The sequence below is a fragment of the Methylosinus trichosporium OB3b genome, from assembly GCF_002752655.1.
Lineage (GTDB): Bacteria > Pseudomonadota > Alphaproteobacteria > Rhizobiales > Beijerinckiaceae > Methylosinus > Methylosinus trichosporium.
This window is the reverse complement of sequence record NZ_CP023737.1, coordinates 3,044,852-3,059,014: the sequence shown is the minus strand read 5'-3', so window position 1 is coordinate 3,059,014 and position 14,163 is coordinate 3,044,852. Positions and strand designations below refer to the sequence as shown.

Sequence of the window (14,163 nt, the reverse complement as noted above, 5' to 3'; positions counted from 1 at the left end):
GCCTAGCTTCCTTCTTTCGGTTTTGCCTTCGTCTTCGAGGCGGCAGTCCGGCTCCGGATCGTATCCCGCGCGACGCCGGTGAGTTCGCGGGCCCGGCGCTGCGAAAGCAGCCCCTGATCGACGAGCGCCGTGGCCAGATTGATCCGCTTGCTTCGCGCAATGGATTTGCCCGTCACGAGGCCCGCAAGACTCTCTTCCAACGGCATACCCCCGAGCGCCGCGCTGCGCCGTGCTGCCGAAAGACCGCGCTCAATGTCGCTGAACGAACAACCGTCGAACGCCACCGCGAGCAGACTACTCCACTCCCCGGCGGCCGCGAAATACGGATGCAAGGAGCTTTCGACGAAGCGTACGATCGCCTCCTGGTCGGGAAGCGGAAACTCCACATGCAGTTCGAAGCGACGCCAGATCGCGGGATCGAGCAAATCGGGGTGATTCGTCGCCGCCAGCAATACACTTGACGACGGCCAATCATCTATTTGCTGGATGAGCACCGTGACAAGCCGCTTGAGCTCGCCGATCTCGCCATGGTCGTCACGCCGCTTGGCAATCGTATCCAGCTCATCGAGAAGCAGCACGCAGTCGATTGTCTTGGCATATTCAAGGACGTGCCGCAGGTTGATGCCCGTCCGCCCCAAGAGGCTGCTCATCACCGCCGCGAGATCGAGGATGAGCAGCGGGCGCTTGAGTTCGCGTGCGACCCATCGCGCCGCCATAGTCTTGCCGACGCCGGGGGGACCGAGGAACAGCGCCGCCCGCGTCGGATCAAGGCCCGCTCGCGCGAGCGCCTGCGGATTTTTCCGCTCCTCGATCAACTGGCGGAGCGATACTTCTAGGCTCGGGGCGAAGACCGGCTCGTGGTCGAGCACGGGGTCGGCCTCGACGCGCATGAGGTGAAGCCGCGAATCGAGATCAACCGGGAGGGGGATCTCGGCCTGTCGGCGCAACGGCGAGGCCTGCGAGGGCGACTCGTGCAGAAGTGTCGTCAATGCTTCCGCAAGCGCGGGCATAAGGAGATGATACCGCTTGACGACCCGGCGCAAGATGACATGGACATCCTGCGGCCGCCCGGACAGCGCGATGCGGGCCAGCTGCAGAAAGTCGCTTTCAATATCCATCTTCTTATTCTCTTGGGTCATCGGCCTTCCGGGTCTCAAACTATGGGATACGGCATGTTAGAGACCGGTGGACGAGTTTTCAAACATTGATTCATAAGTCGCCCATAAAATAGATAACTCACTTAACTCCAGCTAGTTATAACCGGACGAAATTGGCGCCGGCTTTCATCCGGCGCGCCGGCGCAAGCGATTCCACATCCTTCGCCACCATGAGACCGGTGGCGCGGCGCTGGTTGGCGCAGGTTTCGGCCGTGGCCGCAACGCCTGCGTGCGGATATCGAACATGGGGTCGCCCGTCTCATCGGGTGGATGGTGCGAGCACACATGATTCTTCAAGTGATCCATGCGCTGGTTGCGATTAATGGTTCCGCGATTGCCGTCATAATCGAGAAAAACGAAGCTCGGCGGATTCGGGTACCAAGCGGTCAGTAACTGCGTGAGCAATCCGACCGCGGTTGACGCCAGCACGCCGTTCGACCACACGACCTGCGGTCGCGAGCCGGCCGCGCCATAGAGCTTGGCCTCCTGCGCCAGCCTCTCATCTGTGATGAAGCCACAACAGCGCATGCAGGGCGCGCCGGGCATCGACAGGATTACCTGCCCACTCACGAGAAATCCCTTTCCGCCAAGCTCGTGCACATCCATGCCGATATCGATGTACGGAATAAGGTGTCGGCGTGCAAATCGCTCCAGTTGTTCACGCTCCTTAAAGCTGTCCACCGCGCCAACGATGACGTCGCAAAGCTTCAGGTCATCAACAGCGGCGCGCCAGTCCGCCTGCACCGACACGATCCGCGCCGCGGGCTGCAAGCCGCGGATCAAGCGCTCGGCAATCGCGACCTTCGGCACGTCCGTCGCCACATCGGCCAAGGTGCCGCCGATCAGGCGGTTGGTATTGGTGTCTTCGATGAGGTCCGGATCGGCGATAACGAAACCGCCGATGCCCATATGCGCGGCTTGCTGGCCGACGTGTGAGCCACCGCCGCCCAAACCCACAATGCCGATGGTGGATGCTTCGAGGATGGCGTCGCTTTGCGGGCCAAGGAAGCTTTGCCGGTCAAGGCGGCTCATGCGGCTCTCCAGGTGCGAATAGGCGTGCCGACTTCGGAGAAGACGGTGATGAAGGGCTGGGGCGATTTCCGATCCAACCATACTTGACCAAAGGCGGCGGTATCACTCAGCACGATGGCGCCATGCGCGCTGTGCGGCGCGACGGAAACGAAATTCGGAATAAACTTCGCATTCTCCCGGATATCCGTACCACTAAAACCGGGAACGCCGAGCCCGCCGTGCGTATGGACATGAAATATCGCGGCGCGGTCATTCATTGCCCACTGCCGGGCGCGCCGGATGGCCTCGGCACTCATCATGGCGCCGACGCTCGAATCACGGAGGTATTCGTCATCGCGCACTGGCTGATAGGCGCGCGCCAAAATGAGTAGCTCATCATGCGCTGCCGCCATGCCCGCCGCGATGAAGCCGACACGCTCGTGGGCAAAGGGATGCGGGCGCTGAAGATCGATACGGATGGTTGCGAGCAGCGCACGCGTAATCTTGAAACGGATATTCATTCGACAGCCCTCAAATGCGCCAGCAACATCTGTGTCCATCGCAGCGAGGCCGGCACATAGTTCCACGACGGTGCCCACCAGTTCCGCTCGACCAGGCGATGCTGAGTCCAGTTGCTTCCCCGGTCAGCGATCTGCCGCTCGAAGAACAACCGCGTGACGTAGCCCGAGTGCATGAACGGCACGAGCAAGAGGTCCATGCGGAAGGCTTTCCCGCCGGCGGCGGTAAAGCCGAAAGTCGGCAACAGCGCAACCGGCTGGCCGCCCTCCTTAAGGAGGACGGCACTGCCATGCATCGCCTTTAGCTGCGCGAGTTCCTTGGCGCTGTCGCTCATGACGAGCCCCCGCACGGGACCTGCTCGAAGAACCGCATGCCGTTCTTGAGGCGGGTCTTCTCATCCGGCTTCAGCGGCGTAAGGTTGCCTTCCTCGTTAATGACTTCGAGGATATAGCCCTCCTGGACGCCGAACCGGATTTTCAGCTGCTCCGTGGTGTAGACGCCGCGGGGTAACTCGCGTAGCTCGTTTTCGAAGTACACTGTCACGAGAGTCTTTTCAGTCCGCAAGTGCTCTGTGCCGGCGCCGCCAAGATCGAGCACATCCGCTGCCGCGAGGTCCACGTCATGGCCTTCACGTTCCAGCACGATGATCTCATCGTCCGGCACATGCGCAACTGCGCGCAGTTCGGGCTCCGGGATATTGGCCACGCCCCACTCGAAGCCATGGCCATTGAGCGTGAAGCGGAAGATGCGGTCGCTTTTGAAGGCGCGGAACTCTTCAGCGCCTTCCACCGCTAGATCAACCGTCTCATCGAGACCTACCGACTGGCTGCTATGGCGCAAGAGCTGGATGAGGACGTAATCTCCCGCCGGCATGCACCCCGCTTTGTCGAGGACCCGCTCGCCCTTGGGGGTCGGCACCGAGAACTTCACGATTGTGCCGTTCACTTCGGTGAAGAACAGGCCGTCCGCGCCGGGGCGACGCGACACTTGGCAATTTGCCTTTTCATTGCGGCTCTGGCCGCTTGAAACCATATTTTCCATGGCGTTTTCATTCCTTTTCTTTCCCCGGCACCGCGCCGGACACAATGCTAAGATACGGCAGCACGCTAAGAGTGTCAAGCAAATATCAAGCGCGCTTGACATTTCAAGCAGAAAGGCGTAATTAGCCGTGGTGAAACAATTACCTAAATGGGAACCCTAACCATGGCCAAGAAGAGCGTGGGGGCCGAGATCAAGCTCACGCTGGGGCAGTATCTCGCCTCCATCCGCAATGACCGCGGGATCACGCTGCGTGAGGTGGAAAAGCGTACCGGCAAGATTGTCTCGAACGCCTACCTCAGCCAGATCGAGAATGATCAAATAAAGAAGCCAAACCCGAACATTCTTAATGCGCTCGCCGAACTTTACGCCGTTCCTTACGAAGAGCTAATGGAGCGCGCCGGCTTCGTCGTGCCGACACGATCGCGGGGCAGCGACCAACGCCATGGCCGCGTCGCGACCTTCGCTGGCCACAACCTCACGTCTGAAGAAGAGGCGCAGCTTCATCAGTTCCTCGGCTATCTGCGCAGCAGGAAAAAGCCGGATGGCCAAAGCTGACGACAGCAGCATTGATCCCGATGCGTTGCGCGCCGTGCACGTCGCTGCACGGCGCGCCCTCGACCGAGCCTCCGCCTGGGAGGTCTACCCAACGCCGACAGCCGTCATCCTGGAAGCCGCCAATCTCCGCATCGCCCCGGCAAGCGCATTCGATCCGCTTCGCCTCATGGAATACCTCGTCGGCAAGGCCGAGGCGGCAGCAAACGCACTCAAATCGGCGATCTCGAAAGTCTTCGGCATCTACGACGCTGGCGAAGACCTGATCCATATCGACGATACGGTCAGCGCCTCGAAACAAAATTTTCTCAAGCTGCATGAGGCTGGCCACCATGAGTTGCCGACCCACCGCAAGCTGTTTCGCTTATTCCAAGATTGCGAGAAGACGCTCGACCCCGAAACCTCCGATCTGTTCGAGCGCGAAGCCAACAACTTTGCGCGCTTCGTCCTGTTTCAAGGCGATGGCTACGCCGCACTCGCCGCGGATTGCAAGCTGGAGATCAGAACCCCGATAAAGCTTGCAAAAAAATTCGGCGCCTCCGTCTACGCGTCATGCCGCGAGTTCGCTCGTACCCATTCACGGGCGTGCGTCGTCTATGTCCTTGAGCCGATCACCTATTGCGATGGCGCAGGAACCCGTGCAGAGGTGCGACGCATCGAGGCCTCACCTTCCTTCCTTGAGCAGTTCGGCAGGCCGAGCGAACAGGTGATTACCCTTGATCATTCGCTTGGGCGCGTCCTTCCCATCGGGCGGAAAATGACGCGCCCGACCACCGTTTCGATCACCGATCGCAACGGCCAAGCACATGAATGCGTGGCCGAAGCGTTCGACACCACGTTCAACGTCCTCATTCTCGTTTATCCAATCAAAGCGCTCACCCGCAGCGTGATCATTTTCTAGCAAGGCCGGATGACGGGTTTTCGGCTCGCGGTGCCTCTGGAAGACACTCATGACGGATGACGCGCCAGAAGAGCCGGTTTTGAATTCGCCGACACCCTCAAGGACGGGCGAACTCTGCGCGACGATTGCACGGGCGAAAGTCGCGGACTTCTGGCACCCGCAATTCATTCCGCAGGCCGACGATCCAACGGCCACTGTCACGTTCTTTCTCGTCGGAGGTAAAATTTAAGCAGTCACGGCAGGACTTGTCCAAATCGGGGGCAGGAAGCTGCACAGTTCCGCAGTCGACGGGGCCTCGGACTTTCGACGATAGACATACGCCATGTCACCGATCATTTACATATTGACATGTCACCGTACGATGTCATATAAATATGTTATCGAATGGTGTCATTATGAATATCCGAACTGCCCTCGAACTAGGCGCTGCGATCCGCGAGCGCCGCCGCCAGTTGAACCTCGACCAGGATAGACTGGCGAAAATCGTTGGCGTGAGCCGAAAATGGATCATCGACGTCGAGAAAGGCAAGACGCGGGCGGAGATCGGGCTGATTTTGCGTACGCTCGACGCCCTGGGGATCAGTGTGTCGCTCGACACGACCGAAACCGGGGTGTCCGGAGCCAATACACCCGACGCAATCGAAACGCCCGACATCGACAGCGTCCTTGATCGGACGCGGGATCGCCGATGACAGCCGAACTCCTCGCTCTCGCCAATGGCCGCAAAGTCGGGCGCGTGATCCGCGACCCGCGCGGGCGTCTGGCCTTTATCTACGAGGAGACATGGCGCGCCGCACAGGGCGCCTATCCGCTTTCGCTCTCGATGCCGCTCACCGCAGAGAAGCACGGTCATCAGCCGATCGACGCTTTCCTGTGGGGGCTGCTGCCCGACAATGAAGCCGTGCTCGCCCGGTGGGCGCGGCGGTTTCAGGTGTCGGCGCGCAATCCCTTCGCGCTTCTCTCCCATGTCGGCGAGGATTGCGCCGGCGCCGTTCAGTTCGTCCGCCCCGACAGGGTCGATGCGATCCTCGGCGAGGAGCCGGGCGCGGTGGAATGGCTGAACGAGGCGGACATCGCCGAACGCCTGAGAACGCTTCGGGCCGACCATGCCGCATGGCGAACGCCGAGCGACACGGGGCAGTTCAGCCTGGCGGGAGCCCAGCCCAAGACCGCCCTTCTTTGCGAGAACGGGCGATGGGGCGTCCCGTCGGGACGCACGCCGACGACCCATATCCTCAAGCCGCCTACCGGCGAATATGACGGCCACGCCGAGAATGAGCATCTCTGCATGTCGCTCGCCAGCAGGCTCGGCCTGCTCACCGCGCGTTCACGCGTCCAATGGTTTGGCGACGAGGTCGCCATCGTGATCGAGCGCTATGACCGGGATTGGACAGATTCGGCGATCATCCGGGTTCATCAGGAAGATTTTTGCCAGGCGCTGGCGATCCCGCCGACACGCAAATACGAGAATGAGGGCGGACCGGGCGCACGCATGGCCGTCGATCTCCTGAGAACCGTGTCGGGCCGCCCCCAGGAGGACGTGCAACGCTTCGTCGACGCCATCATTTTCAACTGGCTGATCGCGGGAACCGACGCTCACGCGAAGAACTATTCGCTGCTGATCGGCGCCCAGGGGCGGGCGCGGCTTGCCCCGCTCTACGACATCGCCAGCATCCTGCCCTACGGCTTCGATCCCCACCGGGTGCGTCTGGCGATGAAAATCGGTGATACCTACAAGCTCCGCGACATCGGCGCGCCGCAATGGCGAAAGTTCGCCGGGCAGCTTCGGCTGAACGCCGACGAAGTTCTGCACCGCATACGGGAAATGGCGGCGATGCTCCCCGACCACCTGGCGGATGTGCGCCGAGCCGCCGAGTCCGACGGAATCGCTCATTCAATCGTGGCTAGGCTTTCCGACGCGCTGACGGAACGCGCCGACCGGTGCCGTCAGGTCATAGGTGAGTTATAGAAAGGCGTTCTATCGCTCATGGGGCGCATCCGGAAGGCGGTTTGATTCCGTTTGCGCGCGTAGCCGCACCCATCAAGGAAGCGGTTCGTGGCTCGAAAGCGGCCTAATAAGCGGACAAATCAAGGACTTAAAGAAGGGATGAATTTTCATAACTTATTGATATAAATATCATTATGACAGAAGCGAAAGCGGCCAAATAAGCGGACATTCAGCGGTCGTGGATCGTGGCGAACCCACCAGCCTGACGATGCCCATGCGTCTGCCGAAGGACTCGCGCCATCGCGGCGCATTGCTCGACCGGGCGGTGGAGCTGGCGAGCAAATCGGCAGGCTTTCGCCGAAGTCTTCCCAGCGGCGTCTTCGGGGCTCCATTCGGCCATTATGCCCTTTCGAGGCATGGCATTTCATAACTTTCCTGTACTTGAAGTACGCGAAAGTTAGAAACCCATGAGGCACTTCCAACCCCGTCCAACAGGAATGTCCCACGCGGCGTGCAACATGGGAGGAAGGGCGCCCGCGCAGGGCTCCGAATTCGGGTTAACGGCGGTTAACGGATGGGCTCAGGCGTGATTCCCTATCGGCGGAGTGATTCTGGAGCCGCCGTGATGAGCCTCGCCTTCGCAGTTTTCAAAGAGAAGTCGCGTCTGAAAGCGCTTCTCGACCATTTCTCGATCATTGACGACCCGCGCGAGCCCTGGCGCGTCGCGCATCCGCTTCGCGAGGTGCTGCTGCTCGTCGTCTGCGCCTCCATGGCCGATTGCGATCACTTCGACGCTATTGCATCTTGGGGCAAGGCCAACATCGGCTTCCTGCGCCGCTATTTGCCTTATGAGCACGGCGTGCCGGGCGGACGCTGGCTCACCCTGCTCATGAACCGCGTCGATCCGGCGCTGTTCTCGGCGGCCTTCACTGGCTGGGTGCGCGAGACCTGGCCGGAGCGACCCGAGCTCATCGCCATCGACGGGAAGACCTCGCGTCGCAGCCATGATCGCGCCGAGGACAAAGCCCCGCTGCATCTCGTTTCCGCCTTCGCCACCACGAGCCGCCTCGTGCTCGGCCAGGAGGCGGTCGAGGGCAAGAGCAATGAACTATCGGCCATTCCCGTCCTGCTCGATCGCCTTTCCGAAGGCGGCTCGCTGAAAGGCGCGCTCGTCTCCATCGACGCCATCGCCACCAACGCCAGGATCGCCCAGGCGATCGTGGACAAGGGCGCCGATTATCTGCTGGCGGTCAAAGCCAATCAGCCGACCCTGCGCGCCGAGATCGAGAGCGCTTTTTCCGCCGCGACGCGGATCGACACATGCGTCGATTTCGACAAGGGCCATGGCCGCATCGAGCAGCGCAGCGTGAGCGTCATCACCGAGATCGACTGGCTGAACGGCGAGCGCCGCTTTCCGGGCGAGCTGCGCCTGCCGAACGCCGCGACGATCATTCGCGTCAAATCGCAGGCCGAACTTGCCGACCGCGGCCGCTTCGAGACGCGCTATTACATCTCCTCGGCCCTTCTCCCAGCGAAGCGGGCGGGCGAGGCCGTGCGCGGCCATTGGGGCATAGAGAACCAGCTGCATTGGGTGCTCGACGTCGTCTTCGCCGAAGACCAATCCCGCTTGCGCAAGGGCCATGGCGCGAGAAACATGGCCGTCGTCAGGCATTTCGCCATCAATATGATCCGCACCGCCCCCGAGCCCGAGAACAAGCCCATGAAACCGCAGCGCAAGGCCACAAAGCCCACACGCACCAGCATCAAGCTCCGCAGAAAAATCGCCAGCTGGCGCGAGGATTATCTCGCCATCGCCTTGGAAGCCTCAGCCCGTTAACCCGGATTCAGAGCCCTGGGCGCCCGCGCAAGGCTGTTGATCTCGAACAACAACCGGTGTAAATAATGAGCGAAATCAAGCTCTTCGCCCGCTCCAAAAATCTCAATGAAAATCAAATGATTAAAGAGCGCCCTTCGGGGCGTTTTTTGCTTACATCGTCAGCGTGACGGCCTCATTTAAGCAATTTTGTAAGCAGGAGAGAGCATTTGCGGATATCGCGGTGCGGTTTTCCGGCGCGTGGAGCAGCGAGCCCCCGGTTGTAGTGGGTCGATGCGTTTGTCAGCCTGAGCAGGTCAATCCGTCGACGATCGACCGTATGAGCGTCGCTCTGGAGCATGCCGGCGTGGAATTCATTCGCGGGAATGGCGACGGCAGCATGCGGTTGAAGAAATATTTCCATCTACCAAGAAGCGTCACTTGATCTTGTCGAAAATGTAATCAGCCCTCGCCCTGTTGTCTCTCTGATTCGTATGCATCAGGTGGTTCCGAACTTCTACCAAGTAGCGACGCCCCCTTCCGGTTTCGGCCATCTCGTCGATTAGCGACATCGAGAGAGCGTCGTCGTCTGTTAGCCGGCCGAAAATCTCGGGATCGAGGTGGTCGGTGACGAACCTTCGTACCACGGTTGCTTTCAGCCGAGAGCAGTAGTCGGATTGAAACCAGCCGCCCCAGTCCAGACGCCACGTGACGAGGCGCTCGACATCGTCGTGGAGACGGTTCTGGTCCAGCGCGCGATACAGTTGGGTGTAAGCAAAGCAGATGAGTTCCGCGCGTGAGCGGGATCTTGGGCCGAGAGCCCGCGCCATCAAAAAAGCGGCAAGATAGTCTTCATCGCTTTGGCTGATTGGCTCCGAGGCGCTCCTCACGGCTATCAGCCAAGGATCCTCCCCATAATCGTTCGGCACTCCGTCCGGACCGCTCGCCCGTGCCAGAGCGACGAGCGTTGAACGGCGCGAGACCCGTCCGGAAGCCAGGACCGCCGCGGCCTTGTTGGCGTTGCGAAGCAGAGCCTCAAGCCATGCAGCCAAGACAAGCTCATCGGCTTCGCCCGACTCCAACGCCAGAACGAGATCGCCGGGATCGACCCGTTCAATGATCAGGGAAGCGGGCCCGAATCTTCCTGCCGCGAGCAGCGCGGCTGCGACTCTTCCTGCGGCGGCATCCTTCACGAGGCGAACTAGGCCCTCTTCGATGTCGGGGATCCGCCAGAAGTCGATGCGCTCAAGCAAGCAGGGCCTAGCCTCGACGATTTGCCGAGCGATACGTGGGTTCTCCTTCAGGCCGACGACCAGTTGGTCCGGATCAATGTCTGAGAGCGCATCCGCAGAAGCTCGACCCAAGACCCCGCCTGAAGTGATAGCCTCGACGATACGAAGGGGCGATCGTCGCCACAGTGCGGTGCCCAAGCCCTTGGCAAAAGCCGTATGCTCGTTTGGATTGCTTCCATGTTCGAGCGTATCGACCAGGAATTCGAAGACATCCTCGCTGACAGCGTCGACCTCGTCGATCGCCCTGCGAGCGACCATCGTCCGCACGGATCGCGCTTGGCGGGATCCTAGGCCGTCCAGGCTGCCGAGCGCCTTGACCGCCCTAGAAAGGTCTGGGGGGCTCGTCTCAAACATTGCCGAATATAGGCCGCACAGCGGCACCATCGCCCGGCGGCCTCCGTCCACGTCGCCGCCGGTTCGCCGAAGGAATTCGGCGCTTCCGAGTTCAGCGTCTCTTCTGGTTTCAAGGTCGACTTGTCTCGCGGCGACCGTGTGGGCCGGGTGTCGTCCGAATGGTTCTCCCGGCCGGACGACGAGCGATACCTGTCGTTGTCGGATCTGTTGGCCGCCGTTCGCGGCCGCTCCGAACGGAGCCACGTCCGAACGGTGGAGAGCGCGGCGATCCGGGTGGAGGCGCGTCGCGCCGACGCCGAGCGCCTTACGCTGATGCTGCCCGGCTCGGCCTCTCCGGTCGCGCCGACGCATTGGAGCTTCGGCCAGCTCTGCTCGATGGTCGGGGCGCCCGCCGGTTATCTGCGCGAGCTGCCGGCGCCGCTCGCCGGCGTCAATCTTCAGCACGGTCTGCTTTTCGCACCGCGCCGAGCTGGTCAAGACGCTCGAGGCGGAGGACGGCAGGATCGCGCTCCGTGCGGTCACCGGTCCGGACTACGGCCGTATTTGGGATCATGAACTCGTCGCCGCGGTGATGAAAATCGCTGGAAACGGCACAGGCAACACGCGCTGGAAAGTGCCCGGCGTTCTCGACTGGGCGACGATGACCTATAATCCGTTCGTCGACGTAACCAAGGAGACGACGACGCTCTATGCGAGCGATCGTGACGTTTTTCTCTTCCTCGTCGACGACACGCATCCGATCGAGGCCGGCCGTTTGCCGAACGGCGATCCGGATTTGTATTTTCGTGGTTTTTATTGCTGGAACAGCGAGGTCGGATCGAAGACGCTCGGCATCGCCTCGTTCTATCTACGCGCGGTTTGTATGAATCGAAATTTGTGGGGCGTCGAAGGATTCGAGGAGATCAGCATTCGGCACAGCAAATTCGCGGCGCAGCGCTTCGCCCATGAAGCGGCGCCGGCGCTCGAGAATTTCGCGCGGTCGTCACCGGCTCCATTCATCGCGGGCGTGAAGGCGGCGCGTGAACGCATCGTCGCCCGCAAGGACGACGAACGGGAGACGTTCCTACGCAAGCGCGGCTTCAGCAAGGCGGAAACGGCGAAAGTGATCGCCGCCGTTCTCGAGGAGGAAGGACGGCCGCCGGAGAGCATTTTCGATTTCGTGCCGGGCATTACCGCTGTCGCGCGCTCCAAGCCGCATCAGGACGCGCGGCTGGAGCTCGAAGGCCGCGCCAAGGCGCTTCTCGCGCGCGCCGCCTGACGGCCAGATATCGCTGCGCCGGATGCTTTCGGCGCAGCGCCTCGACGACATTGGTGGCGCAGCCCGAACCCGAGAGGTAGAGGGCTGCGCCGCTCTTCGTGACGAGCGCAGGATCGAGAGAAAGTCTCTCGGCCGCTCGTCGCGGAGTTGATCTCATGGCAACCGCGGTTCAGAAAACCCACCTCAGCGCCTCACGCGACATTCCCTTCAATAAGCTCCTCCTGTCCCAGTCGAACGTCCGGCGGATCAAGGCCGGCGTCTCCATCGAAGAGCTCGCCGAAGACATCGCCCGACGCACGCTGTTGCAGAGCATCACCGTCCGTCCGGTGCTCGACGCCGACGGCTCGGAGACCGGCGTGTTCGAGATCCCGGCCGGAGGCCGGCGCTATCGGGCGCTCGAGCTTCTGGTGAAACAGAAGCGCCTAGCGCGCACCGCTCCGATCCCCTGCGTCGTGCGCACCGACGGAACGGCCGAGGAGGATAGTCTCGCCGAGAATGTCCAGCGTGCGCCGCTCCATCCACTCGATCAGTTCCGGGCGTTCCTGACTCTGCGCGAGAAAGGTCAGAGCGAGGAGGAGATCGCCGCCGCCTTCTTCGTCGCCGTCGCCGTCGTCAAGCAGCGCCTGCGTCTCGCTTCCGTGTCGCCGAAGCTGCTCGATGTCTATGCCGAGGACGGCATGACGCTCGACCAGCTCATGGGCTTCACCGTGAGCCCTGACCACGAGCGACAGGAGCAGGTCTGGGACGCCATTCAGCGCTCCTACAATAAAGAAGCCTACCAGATTCGCCGCTTGCTGACCGAAGGCGCGGTTCGCGCCTCGGACAAGCGCGCGCAATTTGCCGGCGACGATTATGCCGCGGCTGGCGGCGCCGTCATGCGCGACCTGTTCCAGAGTGACGATGGCGGCTGGCTGCAAGACGTCGGCCTTCGCGATCGTCTCGTCGCCGAGAAGCTGGAGCGCGCGGCGGAGGGCATCCGCGCCGAGGGATGGAAATGGGTCGAGGTCGCGACCGACTTTCCTTACGGCCATACCTATGGGCTTCGTTGCATCCAGGGCGAACGTCCGCCTCTGACGCCGGAGGGGGAGGCCGCGCTCGAATCGTTGCGGATCGAAGCCCAGCAGATCGAGGCCGCCTTCGCCGACGAGGATCAAATTCCCGAAGATGTGGATCGTCGTCTCGGCGAGATCGAAACCGCCATGGCGGAGATCGAAGACCGTCCGGTGGCCTACGATCCTGACGATATCTCCCGAGCCGGCGCTTTCGTCAGCATCGACGGCTCCGGCCGGCTGCGCATCGAGCGAGGCTATGTTCGTCCCGAGGACGACGCGCAGATCGCTGAGCCGACAGTCGCCGATTCGGATGGCGATGCCAACGCCGACGCCTCTTCGGCGGTGGCGTCGGCGGCGTCCAGGGCGGTCGAGCCCGACGGCGACAATACGGTTCGATCGGAGCCGGCGGAGGAAGAGGACGAAGGCATTCGGCCTCTTCCCGACAAGCTTCTGACCGAGCTCACGGCCTATCGCACGCTGGCGCTGCGACGGGCCATCGGCGACGATCCGGGCGTCGCCATTCTCGCTGCACTGCATGTTCTCTGTCTCAAGCTGTTCTACCGCTACGGCTCGGACTCCTGCCTGGAGATCGAGCCGAAGAACGTCGCTTTCGGCAGTCTGGCGCCCGGCCTCGGCGACACGCCGCTCGCCGCCGCTGTCGATTCCCGCCATCGCGATTGGTCGTCGCAACTGCCCACGGAACCCGGAGATTTGTGGACTGCGCTGACGACGCTCGATGTCGCGGCGCGGCAAACGCTCTTCGCGCATTGCGTCTCGCTCAGCGTCAACGCCGTTCACGAGGCCTGGAACCGGCGGCACCGAGCCGTCGTCCATGCCGACCGCCTCGCGCAGACCTTGTCTCTCGACATCGCCGCTGCGGGCTGGACGCCGACCGTCGATAATTTTCTCCGCCGCGTGACCAAGGCGCGAAGCCTCGGCGCCGTTCGCGAGGCGAAGGGCGAGTCCTCGGCGCGAAAGATCGAGCATCTGAAGAAAGGCGACATGGCGGCTCAAGCCGAGCAGATGCTCGTCGGAACAGGCTGGCTCCCCGAGCCGTTGCGCACGCCTGGTCATGCGTTCCAGCAGTCCGAGACTGCCGACGCGACTCGTCACGATGATGAGCCGGTCGAAGAATCGGCGACGATCGAGAGCGAAATGGCTATCGACGAAGACACGGCGCAGAGCGATGCTGAGGCCGGGTCAACGGACGATCCCGAGACCTTCGCCGAATAGACCTCCCCGAGGCCGAACCGAGGGACTCGCCA

At 62.0% G+C, this 14,163-nt stretch carries 13 protein-coding genes and 1 pseudogene; 8 read left to right on the top strand and 6 right to left on the bottom strand.

Features of this window, described 5'->3' with window-relative positions:
- Window positions 1-2: 2 nt before the first annotated feature.
- The 5 genes from CQW49_RS14615 to CQW49_RS14595 form a co-directional block, all read right to left on the bottom strand.
- Window positions 3-1,139: an AAA family ATPase gene (locus CQW49_RS14615; RefSeq protein ID WP_003615458.1), complete on the bottom strand. Its 1,137-nt coding sequence runs from the start codon at window positions 1,137-1,139 to the stop codon at window positions 3-5.
- A 144-nt stretch (window positions 1,140-1,283) separates the two neighbouring features.
- The gene (locus CQW49_RS14610) at window positions 1,284-2,189 is read right to left on the bottom strand and encodes a HesA/MoeB/ThiF family protein (protein WP_003615460.1); all 906 of its coding nucleotides are present in this window, start codon (window positions 2,187-2,189) and stop codon (window positions 1,284-1,286) included.
- Complete coding sequence (locus tag CQW49_RS14605) at window positions 2,186-2,689, bottom strand: hypothetical protein (RefSeq protein WP_003615462.1); 504 nt, start codon at window positions 2,687-2,689, stop codon at window positions 2,186-2,188. The genes CQW49_RS14610 and CQW49_RS14605 overlap by 4 nt, the downstream gene beginning before the upstream one ends.
- Window positions 2,686-3,021, bottom strand: coding sequence for a hypothetical protein (locus CQW49_RS14600; RefSeq protein ID WP_003615464.1), 336 nt, complete (start codon window positions 3,019-3,021; stop codon window positions 2,686-2,688). The genes CQW49_RS14605 and CQW49_RS14600 overlap by 4 nt, the downstream gene beginning before the upstream one ends.
- Entirely contained in the window at window positions 3,018-3,728 is a 711-nt protein-coding gene (locus tag CQW49_RS14595; protein ID WP_003615466.1) for a multiubiquitin domain-containing protein, read from the bottom strand. Before CQW49_RS14595 ends, CQW49_RS14600 begins: the two co-directional genes overlap by 4 nt.
- Window positions 3,729-3,890: 162 nt before the next feature.
- On the opposite strand from CQW49_RS14595, the gene CQW49_RS14590 reads away from it, so the two are divergent.
- The 6 genes from CQW49_RS14590 to CQW49_RS14570 all read left to right on the top strand — a co-directional run bounded on the left by CQW49_RS14590 (window position 3,891) and on the right by CQW49_RS14570 (window position 8,966).
- A complete protein-coding gene (locus tag CQW49_RS14590) occupies window positions 3,891-4,283 on the top strand; it encodes a helix-turn-helix domain-containing protein (protein WP_003615468.1) in 393 nt (130 codons plus the stop codon).
- Entirely contained in the window at window positions 4,270-5,181 is a 912-nt protein-coding gene (locus tag CQW49_RS14585) for an ImmA/IrrE family metallo-endopeptidase (protein ID WP_003615471.1), read from the top strand. The genes CQW49_RS14590 and CQW49_RS14585 overlap by 14 nt, the downstream gene beginning before the upstream one ends.
- 49 nt (window positions 5,182-5,230) lie before the next feature.
- Window positions 5,231-5,410, top strand: a complete 180-nt coding sequence (locus CQW49_RS24650; RefSeq protein ID WP_155931260.1) for a hypothetical protein — start codon at window positions 5,231-5,233, stop codon at window positions 5,408-5,410.
- Between the two features lie 166 nt (window positions 5,411-5,576).
- Window positions 5,577-5,873: a helix-turn-helix domain-containing protein gene (locus CQW49_RS14580; protein WP_003615472.1), complete on the top strand. Its 297-nt coding sequence runs from the start codon at window positions 5,577-5,579 to the stop codon at window positions 5,871-5,873.
- A gap of 44 nt (window positions 5,874-5,917) precedes the next feature.
- On the top strand, window positions 5,918-7,150 hold the full coding sequence (locus CQW49_RS14575; RefSeq protein ID WP_244441295.1) for a type II toxin-antitoxin system HipA family toxin: 1,233 nt from the start codon (window positions 5,918-5,920) through the stop codon (window positions 7,148-7,150).
- Between the two features lie 604 nt (window positions 7,151-7,754).
- Window positions 7,755-8,966: an ISAs1 family transposase gene (locus CQW49_RS14570; RefSeq protein WP_024749405.1), complete on the top strand. Its 1,212-nt coding sequence runs from the start codon at window positions 7,755-7,757 to the stop codon at window positions 8,964-8,966.
- Between the two features lie 413 nt (window positions 8,967-9,379).
- Here the strand turns inward: CQW49_RS14570 and CQW49_RS14565 are convergent, their stop codons facing one another.
- The gene (locus CQW49_RS14565) at window positions 9,380-10,501 is read right to left on the bottom strand and encodes a hypothetical protein (protein ID WP_155931261.1); all 1,122 of its coding nucleotides are present in this window, start codon (window positions 10,499-10,501) and stop codon (window positions 9,380-9,382) included.
- A 207-nt stretch (window positions 10,502-10,708) separates the two neighbouring features.
- Here CQW49_RS14565 and CQW49_RS14560 point away from each other — a divergent pair.
- A pseudogene (locus tag CQW49_RS14560) lies at window positions 10,709-11,846 on the top strand (DUF932 domain-containing protein).
- A 155-nt stretch (window positions 11,847-12,001) separates the two neighbouring features.
- Window positions 12,002-14,131: a ParB/RepB/Spo0J family partition protein gene (locus tag CQW49_RS14555; RefSeq protein WP_003615740.1), complete on the top strand. Its 2,130-nt coding sequence runs from the start codon at window positions 12,002-12,004 to the stop codon at window positions 14,129-14,131.
- Window positions 14,132-14,163 lie beyond the last annotated feature (32 nt).

Coding starts and splice junctions, on each gene's coding strand:
- CQW49_RS14615 (WP_003615458.1), bottom strand. CDS start 1,139: ATGACCCAAGAGAATAAGAAGATGGATATTGAAAGCGACTTTCTGCAG.
- CQW49_RS14610 (WP_003615460.1), bottom strand. CDS start 2,189: ATGAGCCGCCTTGACCGGCAAAGCTTCCTTGGCCCGCAAAGCGACGCC.
- CQW49_RS14605 (WP_003615462.1), bottom strand. CDS start 2,689: ATGAATATCCGTTTCAAGATTACGCGTGCGCTGCTCGCAACCATCCGT.
- CQW49_RS14600 (WP_003615464.1), bottom strand. CDS start 3,021: ATGAGCGACAGCGCCAAGGAACTCGCGCAGCTAAAGGCGATGCATGGC.
- CQW49_RS14595 (WP_003615466.1), bottom strand. CDS start 3,728: ATGGAAAATATGGTTTCAAGCGGCCAGAGCCGCAATGAAAAGGCAAAT.
- CQW49_RS14590 (WP_003615468.1), top strand. CDS start 3,891: ATGGCCAAGAAGAGCGTGGGGGCCGAGATCAAGCTCACGCTGGGGCAG.
- CQW49_RS14585 (WP_003615471.1), top strand. CDS start 4,270: ATGGCCAAAGCTGACGACAGCAGCATTGATCCCGATGCGTTGCGCGCC.
- CQW49_RS24650 (WP_155931260.1), top strand. CDS start 5,231: ATGACGGATGACGCGCCAGAAGAGCCGGTTTTGAATTCGCCGACACCC.
- CQW49_RS14580 (WP_003615472.1), top strand. CDS start 5,577: ATGAATATCCGAACTGCCCTCGAACTAGGCGCTGCGATCCGCGAGCGC.
- CQW49_RS14570 (WP_024749405.1), top strand. CDS start 7,755: ATGAGCCTCGCCTTCGCAGTTTTCAAAGAGAAGTCGCGTCTGAAAGCG.
- CQW49_RS14555 (WP_003615740.1), top strand. CDS start 12,002: ATGGCAACCGCGGTTCAGAAAACCCACCTCAGCGCCTCACGCGACATT.